Source organism: Chryseobacterium sp. WLY505 (assembly GCF_030846215.1).
In the GTDB taxonomy this organism is placed as follows: domain Bacteria; phylum Bacteroidota; class Bacteroidia; order Flavobacteriales; family Weeksellaceae; genus Chryseobacterium.
In genome coordinates this window covers 406,542-430,192 of record NZ_JAVCWI010000002.1, presented here as the reverse complement: position 1 = coordinate 430,192, position 23,651 = coordinate 406,542, and the positions used below count along the sequence as shown (strand labels likewise).

22 protein-coding genes are annotated in these 23,651 nt (G+C 35.3%); 18 read left to right on the top strand and 4 right to left on the bottom strand.

All coding sequences use genetic code 11. The features are described from left to right. The first annotated feature begins 396 nt into the window (after positions 1-396). The 7 genes from RAH34_RS07405 to RAH34_RS07375 all read left to right on the top strand — a co-directional run bounded on the left by RAH34_RS07405 (position 397) and on the right by RAH34_RS07375 (position 8,612). The gene (locus RAH34_RS07405) at positions 397-1,890 is read left to right on the top strand and encodes a BspA family leucine-rich repeat surface protein (RefSeq protein ID WP_306595674.1); all 1,494 of its coding nucleotides are present in this window, start codon (positions 397-399) and stop codon (positions 1,888-1,890) included. Positions 1,891-2,138: 248 nt separating this feature from the next. After that, on the top strand, positions 2,139-3,014 hold the full coding sequence (locus RAH34_RS07400) for a phosphotransferase (RefSeq protein ID WP_306595673.1): 876 nt from the start codon (positions 2,139-2,141) through the stop codon (positions 3,012-3,014). Between the two features lie 10 nt (positions 3,015-3,024). After that, positions 3,025-3,816, top strand: coding sequence for a DUF2625 domain-containing protein (locus RAH34_RS07395; protein ID WP_306595672.1), 792 nt, complete (start codon positions 3,025-3,027; stop codon positions 3,814-3,816). 96 nt (positions 3,817-3,912) lie between these two features. Continuing rightward, positions 3,913-5,151, top strand: a complete 1,239-nt coding sequence (locus RAH34_RS07390; RefSeq protein WP_306595671.1) for a hypothetical protein — start codon at positions 3,913-3,915, stop codon at positions 5,149-5,151. 249 nt (positions 5,152-5,400) lie between these two features. Then, on the top strand, positions 5,401-6,354 hold the full coding sequence (locus tag RAH34_RS07385; protein ID WP_306595670.1) for a DUF6624 domain-containing protein: 954 nt from the start codon (positions 5,401-5,403) through the stop codon (positions 6,352-6,354). 795 nt (positions 6,355-7,149) lie between these two features. Continuing rightward, positions 7,150-7,545, top strand: a complete 396-nt coding sequence (locus RAH34_RS07380; RefSeq protein ID WP_306595669.1) for a VOC family protein — start codon at positions 7,150-7,152, stop codon at positions 7,543-7,545. A 197-nt stretch (positions 7,546-7,742) separates the two neighbouring features. After that, on the top strand, positions 7,743-8,612 hold the full coding sequence (locus tag RAH34_RS07375; RefSeq protein ID WP_114822373.1) for a DMT family transporter: 870 nt from the start codon (positions 7,743-7,745) through the stop codon (positions 8,610-8,612). Positions 8,613-8,690: 78 nt separating this feature from the next. Here RAH34_RS07375 and RAH34_RS07370 read toward each other — a convergent pair whose 3' ends face one another. Further along, positions 8,691-9,473, bottom strand: a complete 783-nt coding sequence (locus tag RAH34_RS07370; protein WP_306595668.1) for a YdcF family protein — start codon at positions 9,471-9,473, stop codon at positions 8,691-8,693. Between the two features lie 654 nt (positions 9,474-10,127). Between RAH34_RS07370 and RAH34_RS07365 the strand changes: the two genes are divergently transcribed. The 7 genes from RAH34_RS07365 to RAH34_RS07335 all read left to right on the top strand — a co-directional run bounded on the left by RAH34_RS07365 (position 10,128) and on the right by RAH34_RS07335 (position 17,115). Continuing rightward, positions 10,128-10,889 carry an O-methyltransferase gene (locus RAH34_RS07365; protein WP_306595667.1) on the top strand — a complete coding sequence of 254 codons (762 nt, stop codon included), beginning with the start codon at positions 10,128-10,130 and terminating at the stop codon, positions 10,887-10,889. 922 nt (positions 10,890-11,811) lie between these two features. Continuing rightward, positions 11,812-13,926: a carboxy terminal-processing peptidase gene (locus RAH34_RS07360; RefSeq protein WP_306595666.1), complete on the top strand. Its 2,115-nt coding sequence runs from the start codon at positions 11,812-11,814 to the stop codon at positions 13,924-13,926. A gap of 150 nt (positions 13,927-14,076) precedes the next feature. Continuing rightward, positions 14,077-14,406, top strand: coding sequence for a helix-turn-helix transcriptional regulator (locus RAH34_RS07355; protein WP_306595665.1), 330 nt, complete (start codon positions 14,077-14,079; stop codon positions 14,404-14,406). A 252-nt stretch (positions 14,407-14,658) separates the two neighbouring features. Then, complete coding sequence (locus RAH34_RS07350) at positions 14,659-15,123, top strand: SRPBCC domain-containing protein (RefSeq protein ID WP_306595664.1); 465 nt, start codon at positions 14,659-14,661, stop codon at positions 15,121-15,123. 236 nt (positions 15,124-15,359) lie between these two features. Continuing rightward, a complete protein-coding gene (locus RAH34_RS07345; RefSeq protein ID WP_306595663.1) occupies positions 15,360-15,938 on the top strand; it encodes a YdeI family protein in 579 nt (192 codons plus the stop codon). Positions 15,939-15,956: 18 nt separating this feature from the next. Then, entirely contained in the window at positions 15,957-16,355 is a 399-nt protein-coding gene (locus RAH34_RS07340; RefSeq protein ID WP_306595662.1) for a DoxX family protein, read from the top strand. A gap of 205 nt (positions 16,356-16,560) precedes the next feature. Further along, complete coding sequence (locus tag RAH34_RS07335; RefSeq protein ID WP_306595661.1) at positions 16,561-17,115, top strand: DUF4256 domain-containing protein; 555 nt, start codon at positions 16,561-16,563, stop codon at positions 17,113-17,115. A 10-nt stretch (positions 17,116-17,125) separates the two neighbouring features. Here the strand turns inward: RAH34_RS07335 and RAH34_RS07330 are convergent, their stop codons facing one another. Then, positions 17,126-18,088: a hypothetical protein gene (locus tag RAH34_RS07330; protein ID WP_306595660.1), complete on the bottom strand. Its 963-nt coding sequence runs from the start codon at positions 18,086-18,088 to the stop codon at positions 17,126-17,128. 463 nt (positions 18,089-18,551) lie between these two features. On the opposite strand from RAH34_RS07330, the gene RAH34_RS07325 reads away from it, so the two are divergent. After that, entirely contained in the window at positions 18,552-19,055 is a 504-nt protein-coding gene (locus RAH34_RS07325) for a hypothetical protein (protein ID WP_306595659.1), read from the top strand. 155 nt (positions 19,056-19,210) lie between these two features. Here RAH34_RS07325 and RAH34_RS07320 read toward each other — a convergent pair whose 3' ends face one another. Further along, the gene (locus RAH34_RS07320) at positions 19,211-20,239 is read right to left on the bottom strand and encodes a low specificity L-threonine aldolase (RefSeq protein ID WP_306595658.1); all 1,029 of its coding nucleotides are present in this window, start codon (positions 20,237-20,239) and stop codon (positions 19,211-19,213) included. Between the two features lie 85 nt (positions 20,240-20,324). On the opposite strand from RAH34_RS07320, the gene RAH34_RS07315 reads away from it, so the two are divergent. Beyond that, positions 20,325-20,978: a metal-dependent transcriptional regulator gene (locus RAH34_RS07315; RefSeq protein ID WP_306595657.1), complete on the top strand. Its 654-nt coding sequence runs from the start codon at positions 20,325-20,327 to the stop codon at positions 20,976-20,978. Positions 20,979-21,225: 247 nt separating this feature from the next. On the opposite strand, the gene RAH34_RS07310 is transcribed toward RAH34_RS07315, so the two are convergent. Beyond that, a complete protein-coding gene (locus tag RAH34_RS07310) occupies positions 21,226-22,116 on the bottom strand; it encodes a DMT family transporter (protein WP_306595656.1) in 891 nt (296 codons plus the stop codon). 136 nt (positions 22,117-22,252) lie between these two features. Here RAH34_RS07310 and RAH34_RS07305 point away from each other — a divergent pair, with 136 nt between their 5' ends. Beyond that, positions 22,253-22,726: an Lrp/AsnC family transcriptional regulator gene (locus RAH34_RS07305; RefSeq protein WP_202840594.1), complete on the top strand. Its 474-nt coding sequence runs from the start codon at positions 22,253-22,255 to the stop codon at positions 22,724-22,726. 160 nt (positions 22,727-22,886) lie between these two features. Then, positions 22,887-23,615, top strand: a complete 729-nt coding sequence (blaIND, locus tag RAH34_RS07300; RefSeq protein ID WP_114822359.1) for an IND family subclass B1 metallo-beta-lactamase — start codon at positions 22,887-22,889, stop codon at positions 23,613-23,615. Positions 23,616-23,651 lie beyond the last annotated feature (36 nt).

Below are 23,651 nucleotides of genomic sequence, written 5' to 3'. Positions count from 1 at the left end.
TCGATATGAAATTAATATCCTATAGAATCCTCGGTTACAATTTATCATTCGCTTTCCGGCATTAGTATTTTCGCCGGCGTGGAAAAAACAATATAAATCAATCACATGTCTGCAGTTATTATTAATTAATAGCTGCAGATTTTTTTTGGGGGGATTATTTATACAAAATCAGCCGTCGAATGCAAACTATTTCTGTTCGCTTTTATCCGGTGTATTCATATAAAAAATCAATCAGAAAAAATTAAAAAAAAAGAAGGAAAAAGAAGGAAAAAATTTTAATACGACGAGTTTTGTCGCTGTGCGCCAGTACCTTTGCATTAGAGATAAGATAAAGAATCCCGGGAAATTAATTGTCTTAGCCAACCCAATTTTAACCTTAAAATACCTTTTTAAATTATGTGTAAAAAACAACTAATAATCATTTTTCTCCTTTTATTTTGCATTTCCTATGCGCAGAATGAATTTACGACCATCTGGAAACCCAATGCAAACGGCATTATCGATCATTCTATAAGGTTCGGCGGCACAGGAACCGATTACACCATTCACTGGGAAGAAGTAGGATATCCTGAGCATAACGGGATGTTTGATTATGTAACCTCTAGCAGCAATGAACCTCTACTCATCTATTTTGGGCCATCATTCCATCCGGATCCTCTGCAGGCCACTTACGAATTAAAAGTATTCAGCGGTAACGGATCATTTTATGGGTTCAGGGCCAATACCGAAATCATGCCTACGGGTGGAAATCAGGAACTCATAGAACTCAGCCAGTGGGGAAATACGACATGGCTTCAGCAATTCGACAGAGCATTCGCCAACTGTCCCAATCTTAACATAACAGCTGCAGATACTCCTGATTTAACACAGGTAACCAGTTTATCACAAATGTTCCTTAACTGTTCATCTTTAACAGGCCATACTTCATTTTCTTACTGGAATCCATTCCATATTACGGACATGAGCGGTATGTTCAGCGGGGCAACGCTGTTTAATCAGAATATCGGAAACTGGGATACCTCAAAAGTAACCAATTTCAGCAGCATGTTTTCCTCTGCCACTTCTTTCAATCAGGATATTTCTGCCTGGAATACGATGTCCGGAACTGATTTCTCCTCTATGTTTGCAGATGCCACAGCTTTCAACCAGCCGTTAAATTCATGGAATACAGAAAATGCGACTAATTTCCGCTATACATTCTATAACGCAGCAACATTTAATCAGCCACTTGATAACTGGAATACAGGTAAAGTGACAGATTTTGAGCACATGTTTGAAAATGCAGTATCATTCAATCAGCCCATTGGAAACTGGGATGTAAGTAAGATTGATTATTTCGCCGGATTTAATATGTTTGCAGGTACTTCACATTTTGACCAGGATATTTCTTCATGGAATATGAAGCTTCAGAACTTCAGCGGGAATTCAATCTATTTTGGATTAAAAAATGTCGGCTTATCATGTACGAATTACAGCAATTTTCTCATCGCTCTGAATAATAATCCGACCTGGGCGAACTCCACAATAACGTCCGGAACTATAGATGCAACAGGTTTGGTTTATTCTACTCCGCAAGCGATGCTGGCGAGAGCCCAACTGATCAACAAAGGGTTTAATATTATTGGAGATTCCTATATTTCCGGCTGTTTTCTGTCAACAAGAGAAGTTTCTCCAAAAACGAAAACTTCCGCGTATCCTAATCCAACGACAGGAGTGATCAACGTGGAATCCTCAGTAGACGAAAATGTTTATTTATATGATAATAACGGTAACCTCATTAAAAATATATTGTTTAGAAAAGGGAAAAATACCATCGATCTTACTGAATATCCTTCAGGAGACTATATCTTTAAAGGTGATACTTTTTTCCATAAAATCACCAAGCAATAGTAGAACAGCCGAAAGGTTAGCTATTTAAATTTAGCTCCAAAGTCATTGTACTTTGGAGCTTTTTACTTGTAAAATCGAAAAATGTTAACGAAATTGCACAAACTATATAACCAGCTACGAACGAGAATTAAATGACAGAGAAGTTTCCGACAATCAACAGCACGCTTTCACCTGATAGACTTGGTCTACTTATTCAAGAAAAATATGGACTCACCGACAAAACGGAATGCAGCATCTTTCGGCTTGCAATGAACCATTTATACATCGTTCATGATGGCGAAAACAAATACGTTTTTAGAGTGTATACCCATCACTGGCGAACTGAATTAGAAATTCACGAAGAATTAAGACTTCTTACTCATCTGAAAGTGGCAGACCGACAAGTTGCTTTTCCCATAGCAGATCAATCAAACAAGTTTATCCAGGAAATTGAAGCTCCGGAAGGAATAAGATTTGGTGTTTTATTTTCATATGCTAAAGGTATAAAGACAGCAAAATTTTCACCCGAAACAAGCTTTCTGATTGGAAAAGCATTAGCTAAAGTTCAACAATCAACAGAAAATGTCGAACTGAAGAGAATGTCTTACAATGCTCAAAACCTGCTCAAGAACCCTGTTGCAAAGACAAAAAAATTCTATAGTAAAAACACGACCGAAATTGAATTTTTAGAAAACCTTTCCGATTTTTTAACGATAAAATTGGACAATGTAGACCAACAGAAAATGAGATATGGAACAGTTCATTTAGACGTCTGGTTTGATAATTTACATATTGATAACGAAGAAGAAATCACATTCTTTGACTTTGATTTTTGCGGAAACGGTTATTTATGTTTTGATATCTCTTACTTTCTATTTCAGTTATTTACAACCCATTTGCACCAAGAAGAGTATGAGGCAAAAGCAGATCATTTCATAAGAGGCTATGAAACTGTCACTAAAATTAGTCATGAAGAGAAACAGTTTTTACCTTACGCATGTCTGGCCATTATGAACTATTATATAAGTGTTCAGTGCGACAGATTTGAATATTGGACCAATATTTTCCTGAATGAAGATCATTTAAAAAGAATGGTGGGGAATCTCAAGCGATGGATTGCTTATCATAAAATTGAGGTAAAATAATGACAGAAAAATGTATACAATCAATTATCATTTTACAAAACTATACAGCATGATAAGATGTTTGACAATTATTATATCAGCCTTATTCTCATTAACAACTTACGGACAAACAAAAATGCGCTCTATTGATGAATTAATAAACGATAAAGATCCAGGTTGGATTCTTGTAAAAGAATGGATAGACACCGCAAAAAATAAAGTGGAAATATTACCCGTGGATAGCAACAAAGCAAAAGATGCCTTATATAAAACCCAAGTTACAACCAGATCTCCAATGGGTTCAATTGTATACATGACAGGAGGACTTTTGATTGATAATGGCTGGATAAGAATTCTTGGCTCAGGCAGTGATAAGGTAAGCAGATCATTGCCGGAATGGAATAGAGGAAAAACATTTGAGGATTATGGACAGCCAATTCCATATCTATTAATTGCTGACGATGTAATAGGTGGTATTTTCATGCTTAATGGTGGTGGACTTGGAAACGATTTAGGAAAAGTGTATTATTTGGCACCCGATAATTTGAAATATGAACCTCTTGACCTTACTTACACCGAATTTCTGAATTTTTGCTTTAATAAAAATCTGGATGAATTTTATAAAGAATACAGATGGGAAAATTGGAAAAAAGATGTATTAAAACTTAAAGGTGACCAAGTATTTAGCTTTTTCCCTTACTTATGGACGGAACAAGGTATGGATATTAATAAAATATCAAAGAAGGAAGTTCCAATTGAAGAAAGTTACAAACTAATGCTTGAATTTAGAAAGAAGCTTGGCTTTGATACAGAGAATAAATAATAGAGCTTTTAAATTTCATCCAAAATATACCAAAAACGATCCCATAATGTATACGATCAAATGCTGTCTTTCTTATCTTAAATAAAAATTGTTAATATGGATACAAAACCGATTAGTTCTCCCAATCAAAGAAAATATAATGCTGTACTACGTTTCCTGCATTTGTTTGTTATTTCTTATGGGTATCTTTTTATCTTTACTTCTCAGTTTTCACCTTTAGAAGGAATACATAAGAGTGGAGTCTTGTGGTTGTGTAAAAATATTTTTCAGCAAACGCAGGTAGAATATATTACAATGACTGGCAGCGGCGATACTACATTAGATTATTGGGTAGTGCTTGTCAATATTGGCTTAGCAGTAGTGGCTGCATTCGGTATACTTCTCGCAGATAAAAAACAGCGGACATTTAAAGATCTTCATTGGTTTACAGTAGTAGTAACACGTTACTATGTAGCTATGATAATGCTTTCGTACGGTTTTGCAAAACTACATGATGGACAGTTTCCTCCTAACTCAATTGGCAGACTGGAAGAAAAAGTGGGAGATATGTCGCCAATGGGTATGGTATGGACTATGATGGGATCTTCCGATGGGTATACATTTGTTTCCGGATTGTTGGAAGTTATGGGTGGACTTTTGCTTCTTTTCAGGAGAACCAAAACTTTTGGTGCGCTTTTTTCCATGACAGTGATGATTAATGTTGCTCTGTTGAATTTTTTTTATGATGTGCCGGTTAAAATATTTTCCAGTCATATTGTATTACTTTGTCTCTTCATTGTAAGCGGTGATGCAATGGCTTTATATCGTTTTTTTATCTTGCATCAGCCATCGCAATTACGTCTTCAAAGAAGAACATTCAACAAAAAGTGGAAGAGTATTACAGTTATTGGATTCAAATGGCTTGTAATAGCTTTTTTCATATTGAGCTCTTCATCAGCACTATTCTATACACCTCCGGCCGCTCCGATGGAGGGCGCGTATATTGTGGATCAATTTATCATAAACAACCAGGAAATACCATGCAACGATTCCATTGGCTGGAAAAAAATATTGATAAATTCTCCAAGCCGGACAAAAGTAATATTGAACAATGACAGTACTAAAGCGTTTAAGAGCATTGTAGATACTGAAAATAAGACACTTATGCTTCGCAAAGTGGATCAACAAGACCTGTATGCTTATCTTCATTACAATATTCAAAAAGATAGTATCATTTTTACAGGAAATAAGGGTCGTGATTCTTTAAAGATAAAAGCAATAAGAAAGAAAAAGGAAGATTATCCATTAAACAAGAGGAGTTTTCATTGGATTAATGAATATCCGTTTAACAGGTAAGAGATTTATGTAAAAGCATTTTTTAAGATCACGTTTCAATTTAAAACATGCTAAAATTTTATCTAAAAAAAAGATTCATCAATTCATCCAAAACTTAGGATGAATTTTTTTTATGATCTCTTAACAATCCAGTCATCAAAATAAACTTTATATTCGTAGCATAAATGGCTTTGTAAAAATTATATCAATTAAGCTGAGCCTGAAAACAAAACGTAACCATCAAAAATTTAAGAATTAAATACAGAAAAAATGAGAAACACTATTTATGCTTTGTTGTTATTATTTTTATTCACAAGCATTAATGCTCAGGAATATTCAAAATTAATAAGTGAAGCAAATAAATTATATGAAACAAAAGATTATAAAATGTCTGCAGATTTATATAATAAGGCTTTTAAAATCGAAAGCGAAAATCCAAGTCACTTATATAATGGCGCATGCTCATCATCCTTGGCAGGAAATACAAATCAAGCATTTAAATGGCTGAACTTATCCATAGAAAAAGGCTGGACCAATCTGAAGCACCTAAAATCTGACACTGATCTCGAAAATTTACATCCAAAAAAAGAGTGGGGGAAAACCGTTGAAAAGTTAGAGAAAAAAATAGCGGCCATAGAAGCAAATTATGACAAACCCCTGCAGGCTGAATTATTGGCAATTCTTGAGGAAGACCAAAAATACAGAATGCAAATGAATGACACTCAGAAAAAATTCGGTCCAAATTCTAAAGAAATGAATGAACTTTGGAAAATCACCAATCAGAAAGACTCCATTAACTTACTAAAAATAAAAAAAATATTAGATGAAAAAGGCTGGGTGGGTAAAGACAAAGTTGGTGCACAAGCCAATAGCGCATTATTTCTTGTCATTCAGCATTCAGATCTTGAAACGCAGAAAAAATATCTGCCGATGATGAAAGAAGCGGTAACAAAAGGAAATGCAAGTCCGGGTTCTTTAGCTTTGTTAATTGACAGAATAGAAATCCGGGAAGGCAGAAAACAAATCTACGGCAGTCAGATAGGAATCAATCAAAGCAATAATACTTACTATGTTTTACCTTTAACTGATCCTGACAATGTAGATAAAAGAAGAACAGAAGTTGGCTTAGGTCCAATCTCTGATTATGTTAAAAATTGGGATTTAGTTTGGGACGCTGAAAAATATAAAAGAGAGTTACCCGAATTAGAAAAATTAAATAAATAAAAAAGCTGCTTACAACAGCTTTCAAAAATGTCGGATTAAGGCTTAATGTAAAGATTCCTTAATCCGGCATTTTATTTTGTAGACTGTAAGAGTAAGAGATCAATTGTGGCATTAACAAACTTCCGGATTTAGGAAAAGCAATTGCAGAAGAGATTAAAACCTGAGATAGAGTTTATTATACTTGAAAATCTGATGTAATAATCAAAAGTGTAAAATAATGAAATCTAACATGTTCTGTGAATTTTTGAAACTCAAACAATATACAATTTAACATAATATAAATTATAGGACTTTTATTATAATCCAGAAATAGAGTCATTAACCGCCTGAGAATCTCTTATTCTGCAATTTTCCCGGCCAATTACTCTGTAACAGTTTCTAAGAAATATTCCTGGGTCATAAAACGATCCAAAATGATCAGGATATCCATAAGAATAAAATATACAGATAAAATCCATCTCTTTGCCTTGTACGATTTTTTTTTACTTCATATTCCTCTACAAGTCCATCCAGTTCTTCATAATCCTCTGAGTTTTCTTTAAACGCGTGAAGGCCCAATCTTTGAAAAAATATTGACCGTACGGCAATTCATGGTCAGAAAAAAGATGTTTCTTCTTAACCCTTGTCAAGGTTCAGAACCTTGACAAGGGTCTCTTGCGGCCTCTCGATCTTTAATCATAATTTGCCCCTTTATATTATGTTAAATTAATCAAAGGAAATACAAAATCTTGTCACATGGCAGTTTTTCTTCTCTAAAAACAGAATACCTTTATCCTGACCAAAAAATAAAATAATATGAAACCTAAAATGATCTGGGCCAATCTGGCCGTAACCGACCTTGAACGTACACAGAAATTCTATACTGAGCTGGGATTCAGACCCAATAATCCACACAGTTCCAATGAGCTGGTAAGTTTTTTTCTGGCTGGAAATGAATTGATTGTTCACTTTTTCTTAAAAAATGTCATAGAAAACAACCTTAAAAGCATGAAATTTGGAGATCCGCAAAGTTCCAACGAAATTATATTCACCCTTTCTGCAGAAAGTAAAAACCAGGTCGATGAATGGGCTGAAGAAGTAAAAAATGCCGGAGGAACCATTGTTTCAGAACCTGAGAGCTTTGGAGAAAACTACTACGGTTTTGTATTTGCAGATCCGGATGGACACAAGTTCAATGTATTTTTTATGTAGACTCTCAAAATATTTTTCCCTATATTTGACATTCAACAGATCAATATGAACCGCTCGAACTGTCTGCCTCCTCCGGCACCTTAATATTTTCAATTTAATTTGAAGCGTACTCATGTCGTTAACGTATTAACGACCGGGTTTTTCGTGCTTCACATTCTAACAAAAATATTAATTCCAATTTTACAGTTCATTCTCTAATGAAAAAATCATATTTATTATTACATCTGGCCGTAATTCTGGCCGGATTTACAGGTGTATTCGGGAAATTGATCACTCTTAACGAAGGTTTGCTGGTCTGGTACAGACTCCTCTTCTCCTCTATTATTTTGTTCTTTATTGTAAGGCTCTTGAAAATCCCAACGGATATTCCTTTCCGGGGAAAAATTCAGATTTCAAAAGCCGGCTTACTGCTTACGTTACACTGGCTTCTTTTTTATGCCAGTATAAAATATGCCAATATATCCATTGGTGTGGTATGCTACTGCCTGACAAGTTTTTTCACAGCCGTATTCAAACCTGTTCTTGATAAAGAGAAATTCAAGCTTTCTGAATTACTTCTGAGTACGCTGACCATTGTAGGAATCAGCTTAATATTTCATTTTGATACTTCCTATCAGCTTGGGATTATATTAGGTGTCTTTTCATCGGCATTCGGGGCTTTGTATACAATTTATAACAAACGGCTGGTGAGTCATTTTGATACCAAGGTTATCAACTATTATCAGATGATTGCCGGTACTTTATGCTGGGGAGCGTTTTTGCCCGTATATCTCCTCTATTTTCAGTCAGATAGCATAGTTCCTGACTTAAAAAACACGGTCTATTTGGGCGTTTTATCACTTTTTTGTACCGTTGGCTTATATGTGATGTTTGCAGAGGTTTTGAAGAAAATTCCGGCATTTACCGTCAACTTAACATACAATCTGGAACCCGTTTATGCTATTATTATGGCGTTCTTATTTTTCGGAGAAAGCAAAGAAGTGAATCTTTCGTTTTATATAGGATTGGTGTTTATTATTGCTTCTGTGGTTTTGCAGACGGTAATTTCTATTAAGAAAACAAAATAAAAAACAAAGCTATTTAAACCAAAACCAGACACTTAAACTAACTTAAGTGTCCGGTTTGTATATCATAGTTTTAAATAACTATCCATTCAATCCTAAACTATTATACAGCTGCACCTGCCATATTCCCAACACTTCTTTGAGCATCACAAAAGTAAATGCTGCATTATAACTGTTAGGAAATACAGTAATTTCAGTATCTATAATATCTGAAGCTTGTGGAACTGGGTTTAATCCAAATGTCTGAAACAAATCCATAGACCTTTTCATATGAAAACCGGAAGTAACCAGGTATACATCAGACGGAGCCATCTGCTGTAAGATCTTGCTGGAGTATTTTGCATTTTCATAGGTATTCATGCTTTTATCTTCTTTAATGATATCAGCATCTGATACTCCCATCTTTCTAAAATTTTCACTGAATAATTCTGCTTCACTTTTGTGGCCTCTACCTTTTCCGGAAATCAGGATTTTACAAGGCAGATTATTGGTCTTATATTCATGATACAGCTGATAAGCCGTTACCATTCTGGAATAAGACAGGGTATGCAGCTTTTCTGTGTGTTCAAAATCTACAACGCCACCACCCAATACAACAATAACGGGATTTTGAGGAGCTTTATTTTTACTCACCATTGTACTCACATAATTTTTCTGCAGATACCCGGAAGTCAGTTTTCCCAGAAAGCCATTTCCTATAAAAATGATCATTAACACGGCAAAAAAGCCAATCCCTATTCTCAGATTTTTGCGTTTGTTTTTTCTTTTGAGCAGAGCAATGATAACTACTGCAAGAAATACTAAGAAATAAGGTTCTGTAAAAAGCTGAACAACACGGAATAAAAGGTCTAATAAAAATTTCATTTTCGAATACTATTGATTAATACCGGAAGGCATAGAAACCTCAAAGATAAGGCAATTTCCTGAGTATAGCTTTCCACAGCCATAGAACACTAAAAATGAGCAGAATAATTTCATCTCATTTTTCTTTCTGTTTATACAATTATTTTATACATTTGCAACCATCAAACAACACACTTTTTAGTGTGTTAACAAAAAAACAAAGTACCTACCCCAGTGAAAAAGCAGAATAGAATTACCGTTTTTATGACTGTACTCCATATATTTTTGGATAGACATTTTTGTAAAGCAAAAAACAAAAACTCTTCCTCCAATTTAAAGAAACGTTTTCTCCTTTAAACAGGCGAAAATCAAACAATATTTTCTTCTGCAAATCAAACAGATCCCCCAAGTTATCGTATAAACATCTGCTTAATCATCAAAATCTGCAAGCGACTCTCCCGGCAGGTTCACTAACTATCATTAGCTTTAAAACAAAGCAAATGAATGCTTTAAAACATAATCCTTACATCAAAGTAAGATATTTCACTGATTGATTACCGGAATCTGTGTATTAAAAAATCGTAAACAGATTTAGTCTTAAAATTAATATTGCCTCAATGCAATATGGTTTTGAATAGGATACATTTGTCTTGTAACTTTAATACAATCAATGAAATGTCAACAGTTCTCAAAACATTTGTAGCTTATCTTAAAAGACCTGCTCTTTATCCTGAACTGGGCAGAAAAATCATTAAAAATACGGTAAGCAGAAGAAGTCCGTTCAAAGGAAAAGCAAAAACAAATGCCTGGGCTGCCTCCATAGCAGTTTCCCAAGAAGAAGCCGTTTCCAGACTTTTCTCGATGAATACAGATCATTTCAGATCTACCTATGCTGATATCCTGGAAAAGGCCAGCTTAAAAGAAAAAGAATGTCCTATTACAATGGGTGGACCTGGCGCTCTGGAGCTCATTTATTACGCCTGCGAATTTACCAAAGCACAAAACGTTCTGGAAACAGGTGTGGCTTATGGATGGTCTTCTCTGGCCATATTACTTTCGCTTCAACAAAGAAATGGTACACTCTATAGCTCAGATATGCCTTATCTTGCTCAGGATGGAGATCAGTATGTGGGATATGTTATTCCTGAAAACCTTAAAAAGTATTGGCAGCTATTCCGTTTTGCGGACAGAGAATCATTACCTAAAATTTTTAAAAAAGTTTCCTCTTTTGATGTTTTCCACTATGATTCTGATAAAAGTTACCACGGAAGAATGTGGGCTTACCATCAGATTTACAAAAGACTGAAGCCTGGTGCAGTCTTTATTAGTGATGATATTGGTGACAATTCTGCTTATCAGGATTTTTGTATCAAAAAAAACATTAACACTTCTGTTGTAGAATACAATGGAAAATATATTGGTATTTTTATAAAATAAACAATTTAAAATCTCCCGCAGATCAAACAGATCTCACAGATTATAACTCTAAAAAAGATCTGCGTAATCTCCAAAATCAGCGAGAAACTGTCATCCTTCGTCACCTTAAAGTATAAAATCTTTTATTTGAACCATTAAAAATAGATAAGTAATTAAGAATATTAAGGGAATATCTAAAGATATTCTAAAGCACAACGCTTCATTCAAATTTATTTGAAGCTTAACTTTACTTAAAGCCTTAAGTCCTCCTTAATGGTTCAAAAAAATAATCTCCCGCAGATCAAGCAGATATCGCAGATTATAATTCTAAAAAAGATCTGCGTAATCTCCAAAATCTGCGAGAAACTATCATCCGCTTCGTCAGGCAAGTTCACTTGCCCATCCTTAGCCACCTTAAAGTATAAAAGCCTTTATTTGAAAACTTTGCGTTAAAAAATCAAAATTAAAATAAAGAACTTGAACCATTAAGAATAGATAAGTAATTAAGAATATTAAGAGAATATTTAAAGACATTCTTGAAATACAATCCTTCATTCAAATTTATTTGAATCTTAACTTTACTTAAAGCCTTAAGTCCTCCTTAATGGTTCAAAAAAATAATCTCCCGCAGATCAAGCAGATATCGCAGATTATAATTCTAAAAAGATCTGCGTAATCTCCAAAATCTGCGAGAAACTATCATCCGCTTCGTCAGGCAAGTTCACTTGTCCATCCTTAGCCTCCTTAAAATTCAAACCTTAAACTTATCTTAAAATCCCACTCCACAACTACTTATTATCAATATTTTTCATACATTCACATGATTTTATAAAAGCATATTGAAAACTCTTATTTGATACTATTTTCAATCATTAAATTGAAAATACATCAATTAAAAGCAATAAAACAAGCATAGTTTTCAATTAAAAGCACAATCAGAGATATGTTGAAAAATTTTAGATCCGTTCGTTTATTACTTCTTCTTCCGCTTACATTTTTCGTGTTCGGTTTCCGTCCTCCCCTTAATGAAGAAGAAAAGATGCAGATCATTATGGTCAATACAAAGAATATTTTGTCTTATCTGCATTACAGCCCCAAACCTATTAATGATGCATATTCAAAGGAAGTGTATAAGCAGTATTTTGAATCAATAGATCCTACAAAAACCTATTTCCTGCAATCTGATATGGATGAGTTTCGTAAATATGAAACCAAACTGGATGATTATCTGAACACCGGAGATTTAACTTTTTATAAACTGACAGTCGATAAATTGTATCAAAGGATTGATGAAATTGATAAAATGACGAAGGATATCTTCAGTAAACCTATCAATCTGGAAGAGGATGAAATACTGACTTTGGAGCCTAAACTGAAAAATGCACCTGTCAATAAACAGCAGCAGTACAACGAATGGAGGAAATATGTGAAATACAATATTCTGCAGGAGATAGAATCAATAAACAGGAAAAGCGAAGAAAAGAAGAAAGAAGATTCTAACAATAAAGAAAACAACAGTAAGCCTGAAGTGCTGAGCCAGGATGAAAAGATAAAAAAAGCGACAGAAAATGTTAAAGATCTTCTGGAAGAAAAATTTATCAGATTCAGGAAAAGGCAAAAAATGGATTGGTTTACCGTATACATCAATGCGTATACTCATATTTTCGATCCGCATACCAATTATTATTCGCCGCAGGGAAAGAAAGATTTTGATATGGATTTCAAAGGAAAGATCATTGGGATAGGCGCCGTGATCCAGGAGAAGAAAGGAAACCTCTATATCGGTACATTATCCATTGGAGCTCCGGCATGGAAGACCAAGCAGCTGACTGAAGGTGATAAGGTCTTAAAAATAAAATCTACTCCCGATACTGATCCTGTAAACGTTGTGGATATGCTTTCCAGCGAAGCCATCAAATTAATCAGAGGTGAAAAAGGAACTCCAATCACTTTAACCGTACAGAAAAAAGACGGAACGATTCAGGATGTCACCATCATCCGTGAAGAAATATCGATTGAAGATACCTTTGCTAAAAGTATTATTATCAACACATCTGATAAAAAATACGGACTTATTAATTTACCTAAGTTCAATGCTGATTTTGAAGATAAAGACGGGAGAAATGCTTCTGACGATATTAAAAAAGAAATCATCAAACTTAAAGAACAAAATATCCAGGGAATTGTGTTGGATCTTAGAGGCAACTCTGGAGGTTCTTTAACGGAAGTTGGTGATATTATGGGGCTTTTCATGGAGGCTGGCCCTTATGTGCAGGTGAAAGACGGAAACGGAAAGATTACCACTTTAAAAAATAAAAATGAAGCTCCCATCTGGAACGGTCCACTGGTGATTCTGCAGAATGAATTGTCTGCTTCTGCGGCAGAAATCTTAGCTGGTGTGATGCAGGATTACGGAAGAGCAGTTATCATGGGCTCTCCTGTTTCGTATGGAAAAGGAACGGTACAGGTATTTGTAGATTTGAACAGGTTTTTAAGTACTGAGGAAGATTTTGGTTCCATAAAACTAACCATTCAGAAATATTACAGAATCACCGGAGAGTCTACCCAGAGAAAAGGAGTAAGCTCAGATATTCAGATGAAAGATATCTTCTCTTACGCAGACATTGGTGAAAAATATGATGACTATGCATTAGCCTGGGATAAAATACCGGGAACAAGCTTCAACAGACAAAACTCTTTCAATATTCAGGCTGTACAGAAAGTAAGTGCAGAGAGAATTGCTAAAAACGATAATTATAAACTCTTACTTGAATACGCCCAATGGAAAGAAAATCTGGGTAAGGAAAAAACAGTGCCTTTGAGCATTCAAAAATACAGCGACCTGATGAAGCAGAGAAAAGCTCAGGATGATAAATTCAAAGGATTAAAAACATTAGAAAGCGGTCTTACATTTACCATGTATCCAAAGGATATTGAAAGAGAGAAAAATGATGCCGCCTTCAAAATTAAATCGGAGGTATGGATTAAAAATCTGCAAAAAGACCTCTATCTGCAGGAAGCCATAAATATCGTTGAAGACCTGGAAGTAAGATCTTAAGCATACTTCCCCATTCTCCTATAAAAATTCAAAGCTCAACAATGTATTTCCTTATATTGTTGAGCTTTTTTCATTATAATCAAAAATTTATTACAAAATATTTGCGTAGCTAAATAACTACACATATATTTGTAGTCAAATAACTACACAATGAACTTAAGAAGAGATGTATTTCAGGCGATAGCAGATCCTACAAGACGATCTATATTGATATTGGTAGCGACACAGTCGATGACAGCAGGAGCCATTGCCTCCAATTTTGATACGGCAAGACCCACTGTTTCAAAACATCTCCAGATCCTTACAGAATGTGAACTGCTGCGATCTGAACAAAACGGCAGAGAAATTATCTATCACCTAAATCCCAATAAAATGAAAGAAATAGCCGATTTTATAGATCCCTTCCGCAACATGTGGGACGAGAAATTCAACAAGCTGGAAAGTGTGATGAAGGCCTTCCAAAACATGAGTAAGAAATAATATGAGATAAAAGATGAAAGACGAATAGATGAGAGACAATGGATGTCAAAGTTTAAATTGTGAACATCAATATCAATAGTGAATTTTGCTTTGCAAGTGAATCGTCAATGAGCAGTGAAAGGATAACAGCATTAAACTTTAAGCCTTAAACCTTGAACTCTCCTACTTTAACACAAAATAATCCGGATCTCGCATCCCGAACCCTCAAACTCTCCAACCCTCAAACCCTCAAACTCAAGAAAAACCCAAAATATGGAACTAAAAACAAAAATCCAGGCAGAAGACGGAAAACAGGAAATCTTCATCATCAGAGAATTTGATCTTCCTGTAGAACTTCTTTTCAAAGCGTATACAGAAGCTGAACTGTTTGAACAATGGATGGGAACGAAAGTAACCCAATTCGAAAACAAACAACATGGAAGTTACCGCTTTGAAACCTCAAATCCTCAGGGCGATGTGGTTTTCAGTGCCAATGGAACGATTCATGACATTGTTCAGAATGAGAAAATTATAAGAACTTTCCAGATGGAAAACACTCCTTTTCCGGCTCAGATGGAATTTTTAGAATTTGAAAAATTAACGGATACCACCAGCAAAATCACGATCCAAACCATTTATAAATCTGTAGACTTCAGAGATCAGCACCTGAAAATGCCTTTTGCACAGGGTATTAATATGGCGCATAATCGTTTGCAGGAGATATTAGGTAGCAGGTAGCAGATAATAGGTTATAGGAAATATTTAAATCAAAAATACGGGGTACGGGTTTCGAGGTGCGGGGTGCGAGGTTTATAAACTACCCTGAATAACTCGCATCCCGTAACCCGAAACTCTCCCACTCTAATACGCTCAAACCCTCCGACATAAATAACCTCGCATCCCGAAACCCAAAACTCTCACACTCTAATACTCTCAAACCCTCTGACCTAAATAACCCTCAAACATACCACACAATGAATCCAAAAGTTAATTTTTTCTTCGAAAATGCCGGACAATGGCAGGAAGAATTTGAAAAATTAAGAGCTATTGCCCTTAGCACTGAGCTTGTAGAAGATTTAAAATGGGGCTGTCCCTGTTATACCTATGAAGGGAAAAATATTTTCCTGATCCATGGTTTTAAAGAATATTGTGCGCTTCTCTTCTTTAAGGGAGCTTTGATGAAAGATCCTGACAATATCCTTATTCAGCAGTCTAAAAATGTACAGGCAGCAAGACAGATTCGTTTTACCGAAGTAGCGCAGATTAATGATCTGGAAGAAGTTCTTCGTTCTTATATGTTTCAAGCCGTTGAAATAGAAGAATCAGGTGCTAAAGTGGAAATGAAGAAAACAAAAGAGTTTGAAATGGCTGAAGAGTTTCAGGAGAAGCTGAATCAAGATCCTGCATTACAGGAAGCCTTTAAAGCATTAACTCCCGGAAGGCAAAGAGCTTATCTACTCCACTTTTCTTCTGCCAAACAGTCCAAAACCCGTGAAGCGCGCATTGAAAAATGCATTCCACAAATCATGGACGGAATAGGATTAAACGACTAATCATATAAAAAAACAATCATGAACACACCACAACCATCACAAAAAAGAACAAAAATCATCTATTGGATATTCACCCTTTGGATGGCTTTGGGAATGGTTTCAACGGCCATTGTCCAACTGATGAAAAACAAAGATGAACTGGCCAATTTTACCAATCTCGGCTATCCTTCTTATCTGATGACCATCATAGGAGTATGGAAAATTCTGGGCGTTATTGCCATCTTAATTCCTAAGCGTCTGCTTTTAAAGGAATGGGCCTATGCAGGATTTTTCTTTGTCATGTCAGGCGCTGTAATTTCCCATCTTATCGTTGGTGACACAGCAGGACGAACTTTTCCGGCAGTATTATTATTGGTACTGGTTCTTATTTCCTGGTATTTCAGACCTGCAGAAAGAAAAATTTCGATTACTGATTAATAATTTTAATATCAAAAGTCTTTAAAACCTTTATTTTTGAAACATTAAGATTGTATTAAGTTGTTAAGAATATTAAGGTGAGCTTCGCTGTAAGCTTAAAAGTAAAAATTTTATCGAAGATAAAATCTTTGCGTCTTAAACACTCCCTTATTAACAAAACCTGCGCCTTTGCGATATCCAACAATACAACAAAACAAAATTTGACATGAAAAATAAACTAACCCAGGAACAAATCAACGAGCTTTTGAAAACACTAAAAGCCCGTTTTGAAAAAAACATGAACCGTCATAAAGATCTGAAATGGGAAAAAATCCAGCAAAAACTGGAAGCCCATCCCGAAAAGATCCGGTCTTTATACGAAATGGAAACTACAGAAGGTGAACCTGACGTGGTAGATTATAATAAAAAAACAGACGAATATTCTTTTGTTGACTGCTCCTCCGAAAGTCCAAAACGCCGAAGCTTATGCTATGATTATCCTGCCTGGGAGGCCAGAAAAGCCAACAAACCGGAAAGCAATGTCATTGATACCGCTTCTGAAATGGGCATTGAACTTTTGACAGAGGAAGAATATCGCCAACTTCAGGAATTGGGAAAATTTGACCAGAAGACTTCAAGCTGGATCAAAACACCACCACAGATCCGTGAACTGGGAGGCGCAATTTTCTGTGACAGACGATACAATACCGTATTTACATATCACAACGGTGCAGATTCTTATTACGCCGCAAGAGGCTTTAGAGGTTTATTAAAAGTATAAAGGTGAATTATTAGTTGGGATCTCTCAACCAGGGAGATTCCACACTCCAGAAAATAATGTTAACGCCAAGATAGTTTTCAGCATATGCTGTAAATTCTTCTTTGGTAAAAGGTTTCTTCGTTTTCGGGTTTTTATAAGTCAGCGTCGGCTCCTGAACGGCCATGGCAACCAGAGAAAGCTTTCCTTTGTACTGATTAAAAAAAGGGTAAGAATTTTTCATTTGTGCCTTTTTATCCGGAACAATATCAGGTCCACCCAATCCGATCTTATTTTTATAAGCAAAATCGAAGAGTCTGGACATATATTGGTGATCATTTTCCCATTCACACGGAAAGAAATTGACATATTGCAATACGTAAGACTGGTGGAAAGCAGATCTTGCAAATTGTAAATTTTCCAATTCAGCCTGAAAATAACGGTCGCAGCTAAAGCCTGTTTTGTCTTTTTTCATATCAATATCTATTGCTGTTTCCGGAAGATTAATACCCTGGATTTTTCCGTCAAATTGCTTTGCCAGCTCTCCTATCAGTTTCTGAAATCTCATTCGGACCGCAGGATTCCATTGCTGGGTAGCCCAACCATTTCCAACAGGTTTATTTTCGCCCGGGTTATCATACTGAGGAACCAATCCTCCTGTATATTCCTGATCTTTCAACACATACTCAGGAATATATTTTGCCTGTGGTTCAAAAAATCTGTCCTGAAGCTGAATAAATAGTTTTTTGTTAAGGCTCGTCAGATAAGTCAGATCTTTCTCAATAACAGAAAAATCATATACATCTTTTGATATTTCCAAAGCCTTCCAGTTATAAACAATCTGTACTCCGCCAATATCTTTGCGGGTTATCATCTTTTCAATTCCATGCAGATCTCCTGAGGATGTATAAATATAATTCTGAGGAGCCTGTCCCGGTACAAAATATATACCTAAAATAAATAATCCTAAACTCAGCACCTGAGCAATCTTTTTCATTACAATAAATTTTAAAAAGTAAATCATTTTTCGTGCCTAAAAACTTTAGATATTTTTAAGAGCATTAAAATAGTATTTCATTATGAGCAATATTTTAAACATTGTTGTCCAATTAGATAAAGTATAATTAACAGATCGCTCCTCTGGAGCTTTATTATTACGGAAACTTCACTTTTTCTATTAATAGTATATCCCAATGGGAACAATTCAGCTCCAATAGGAGCTAACTGTTAATAGGACGGATTTGTTTTAAAATTATAGCTCCGGAGGAGCGACCTGTTAATTCGTACGGTAAGTATTGGTAATTCCAATGTATTTCTTTAATTAATATTTTTCCTTAAATCCATTTTATGAAATATTAATTTTCACCAAAAAATCATTATCTCTTCATATCCTATTTTTAATATACAAATACTATTATTATTTTAGCAGAATAGAAATTTGATTTTTAACAATTAAGGATATGAAAAAATTAATCTTATTGGGCGCTGTATCAGCTTTTTTAATCAATTGTAATAAGAAAACTGAAGCACCGGCTCCCAAAGTGGAAGCAGATACCATTGCTGTGGAAGAACCTGTAATAGATACTCTTGGGCCAAAATCGTTCTGTTATATCGGGACTACAGGGAAAGACAGTGTTTTTGCTTCTATTGATGACAATTTAGGAACAATCACCGGAAAATTATCTTATAAAAACAGCGAAAAAGACAGTTCAAAAGGAGATATAACGGGTTTCAAATCCGGAGATACCCTGAAACTAACTTATGAATTCAGCTCTGAAGGTAAAAAGAGCAAAAGAGACATCTACTTCCTTCAAAAGGATAATGTTTTAACGGAAGGTATCGGTGATCATAAAGAAGAAGACGGACAAACCAAATATGCCGACGAGAAAAAAATCAGCTATAAAGACGGGCAGAAGCTAACTCCTGCAGACTGTAAGATCGTAAGTGAAGCTTTGAAAAAATAATTTGTTATAAAACAAAAAAGCTGTCTCAAAAGTCCACTAGTGGATTTTTGTCATTCTGACGAAGGAAGAATCTCTATGACAAACAACTACATGAGATTCTTCACTACATTTTATTTCGTTCAGAATGACACTTTTGAGACAGCTTTCATTTTATGCTAATTCTGTTCAATCATTTCAATAAAACGGTTCACAGCTTCATCTCCTGTACTCCATGAAGTAATAAGACGAATGGCTGAAAAATTTTCATCTAATTTTTTCCAGACATAGAATTCAAAATTTTCAGACAATACCTCAATAAGATCATTGCTTAGAATAGGAAAAATCTGGTTGGTATAGGTATCGGAAAGAAAAACAGTTCCTTTTTCCTGCAAAGCCTTTTTAATTTTCATCGCCTGCTGATTGGCATGTTGTGCCAGATCAAAATACAGATTGTCTTTCATCAATTCCATAAACTGAATTCCCAACAGTCTTCCTTTTGCCAGTAACGCTCCTTTTTGTTTGATATTAAAAGCAAAATCTTCCTGTAGCACAGGATTATTTATTACGATTGCTTCTCCTATCAAAGCTCCGTTTTTAGTTCCTCCAAGATAGAAAATATCGGTAAGAGCAGCTACTTTTTCCAGGGTCAAATCACTGATCTCCGCTGTCAGCCCATGCCCAAGTCTTGCCCCATCCATAAAGAGGTATAATTTATTTTCCTTACAAAATGCGGAAAGTTCTTCTAGTTCTTTTGCCTGGTAGATTGTTCCCAGCTCTGTAGAATTGGAAATATAAACCAATTTGGGCATTACCTGATGTGGCACATTACTGTGTCCCTCTAAAATTGGAACAATATCCGAAGCCTTTATTTTTCCATCTGCCGTTTCAATGCTCAATATTTTATGGCCTGTAGCTTCAATAGCTCCCGTTTCATTATTCAGGATATGCCCGGGAGCAGCAGAAATAACACACTGATAAGGTTTTAGAATTGCAGAAATAACAATTAAGTTAGCCTGGGTTCCACCTGAAACCAAAAAGACTTCCGAATCCGGGTTGTTGATTTTTTCTTTAATTAATGCTTTCGCTTTTAATGAATACTCATCTTCTCCATAGCCAGCCTGCTGTACAAGATTATGCTGTGAAAGTGCCTGTAAAATATTAGGATGACAGCCTTCAGAATAATCGTTTTTGAATGAAAATTTCATAGAGTAAAAGTAAAAAAAGTTAAAATACCAAGAGTCAACTTTTCATTTTATTTTGTTAGATTTGTACTGAAAATCATCTAACATTTTGAAAACAACCCTAACAGAAGAGAATTACCTGAAAGCTTTGTTTCATTTAGTTGACAATGAAGGAAAGGTTACGATTAATGAGCTCAGCAAATTTTTAAATGTAAAAATGCCGAGTGTCAATAACATGATGAAGAAATTTGCGGAAAAAAAGTGGGTCATTTATGAAACCTACAAACCCTTAATCGTTACAGAAAGCGGAAGACGTGAAGCTGCCCTTGTTGTTCGCAAACACCGGCTTACCGAGATGTTCCTGGTTAAGAAAATGAATTTTGGCTGGGAAAACGTTCATGAGATTGCAGAACAGCTTGAGCATGTGCATTCTCAAATCTTCTTTGATAAAATGGACGAAATTCTGGATCATCCTAAATTCGATCCTCATGGAGAACCTATCCCTGATAAAGATGGTAATATTATCGCTCAGGATCTGCAAAAATTAAGCAGTTGTGAACCGGGAGAGACTGTCACCTTTGCCTCTGTTACCCTTTCCGACGATGCTTTCCTTACCTATCTGAATGACAGGAAATTGCTGCTCAACACCAAGGTAAAAATTGTAAAAATAGAAAGTTTTGATAAATCCATGACGATAGAGATTGAGGGAAAAACAGAAATTTTAAGCAAAAAGGCTGCTGAGAAAATACTCGTTAAGAAATAAACCATTACAACTGAAAAAATAAACCTTACAGGCTTTCATTAAAAAATTCAGACTTTTCAAGAATTTCAACCATTAAGAAATTTAAGGCGAAAAGTATAGTTAAGATGAATCATTCTGATTTTCAGCTTACAGCGAAACTTTACTTATGCTAAACCTAACAGGTTTTAAAAACCTGTTAGGTTTGTCATTTTACCAAAAGCACTATAAAAACTCAAAGCTAATATTTTTCAATTTAAAATAATTTAAATCAGTCTGCTCTTTCCTGTATTATTTTGACTTTCTTAGGTTTTATGCTCAACAGAAAAATAGTTGAAATAATAAATATACTTCCAATCCAATCGATTAAAGAGTAAGAAACTTTAAGCCAAAGCACCGCTAAAATTGTGGCAGAAAGAGGTTCCATAGACGCAAGAAGACTTGTTTTCTGACCTCCAATTATCTGAACAGCCGACAAATAAAAATAAAAAGCGATCAATGTCCCGAATAGTACAATAAATGCCGTATACCCAAATGTCTGCATGTCCCATACTCCCTGAATATCCCATGGAGCTTTTACAAAACTGAATACGATGCCCGCACAAAACATTCCCCATCCAATGATGAGAGAAGATTTGTATTTTGATAAAAGTTTCACCGGCTGTAATGTATAAACAGCCAATGCAACAGCTGAAGCCAGACCAAAGAACAAAGCTATTCCCGAGACAGAAAGACTGGATGTATCTCCATGAGTTACCAGTAGAAAAGTTCCTAAAACCGCTAAAACAATCGCTGCTATTTCAACCAGAACAGGAACTCTTTTATTTTTAAAAGCAAGATATACAGCAATGATAACAGGTCCTGCATACTGCAGAACAGTTGCAGTAGCAGCATTAGAATATTTTATAGCTGCAAAGTAAGTATATTGAACTGCCAGCATTCCTGTAATGCTGAAAACAACAAGTTGTATAGCGTCTTTTTTATTTTTCCAGATCTCAAAAAGCTCTGTTTTATCTGCAAGTTTTGCATACAGCAAAAGGCATATCCCCGAAATGAGTAAACGTATGGTAATAAGCCATTCAATATTAATACCCCGCTGTTGAAAAAGAAATTGTGCAAATGTCCCGGAAACACCCCAAAATAAAGCAGCTAGTACTGCCAAACAAAAACCTTTTAGTACATTCATAATGATAAATTCTATTTGAAATGCAAAATTGCATCAAATATGACTTGATTTTTCACGAAATTTGAGTATAAATTTGCAATTTTGTTTCATAAAACTCTTTAATTTTGAAAAAATGAATGAACTTGATCAATTTGACCTGCAAATCCTTGAAATCCTGCAAAAGAATAATCTTACTCCACAAAGAGATATTGGAGAACATATAGGGCTATCTGCTGCTGCAGTACAGAGACGAATCAAAAGAATGCGGGAAACGGGAATCGTCAAAGCAGATGTTTCTGTGATTGATACGGAGAAAGTAAAACATTCTGTTACTCTTATTGTAGAAGTTTTTCTTGAAAGAGATAAAATTGACCTGATAGATCAAGCACAAAGACTATTTACTTCTGCTCCGGAAGTTCAGCAATGTTACTACGTAACGGGAGAATCGGATTTTGTACTGATCATTGTTGTTTCTTCTATGAAAGATTATGAACAGCTTACCCGCAGAATATTTTATGGGAATGATAATATCAAACATTTCAGAACATTAGTCTCCATGAATACAGTAAAATCAGGACTTGAAATTCCAATTAATATGTTGCTATAACATTATAATATGCGGAAGTAATTTTACCTGAAATCGTTAAAAAACGGTTAAACTCTATTTTTAAAAGAGCCGAAAATTTATTTTTACCTAGGTTTGCAAAACTTTCTACAGGCTTTGTCTTTCCGACAAATACCCAACCTATAATTATTACTTAAAAATTATGAAAAAAAGCATTCCGTTTTTTATTATTTCGATGTTGCTAAGTCCATTGGCAACGGCTCAAACCACTCAGGTAAGAGATTTTGTTATTGAACCACAGATTCAACCCAATTTTTATATTTATAAAACTTTCGGAGTATTCGGAGGGAAAGAATATTCTACCAATGCCGTTTATCTGGTGACCAAAAAAGGAGTTGTCTTATTCGATGTTCCGTGGCAGAAAACACAGTATCAAAGCCTTTTAGATACTATTCAGAAAAGACATAATCTTCCAGTTATTGCCGTATTTGCCACTCATTCGCATGAAGACAGAGCCGGAGATTTAAGCTTTTATAATAAGAAAGGGATCAAAACCTACGCTACAGCGAAAACCAACGAGCTTTTGAAGAAAGATGGAAAAGCAACTTCTACTGAGCTTATTAAAACAGGAAAGCCATATCGTATTGGTGGAGAGGAATTTATAGTTGACTTTCTTGGGGAAGGACATACTGCTGATAATGTAGTGGTTTGGTTTCCGAAATATAAAATACTTGACGGAGGATGTCTTGTCAAGAGCAAAGCAGCCGTTGATCTTGGCTACACGGGAGAAGCCAACGTTGCCCAATGGCCACAAACCATGACAAAACTTAAAAACAAATATTCACAAGCGACCTTGATCATTCCCGGACACGATGAATGGAAAGGAGGCGGACACGTAGAACACACCCTTGATCTTCTGAATAAAAAATAAATTTGAAGAGCCCTGGCGAATGCCAGGGCTCTTCAA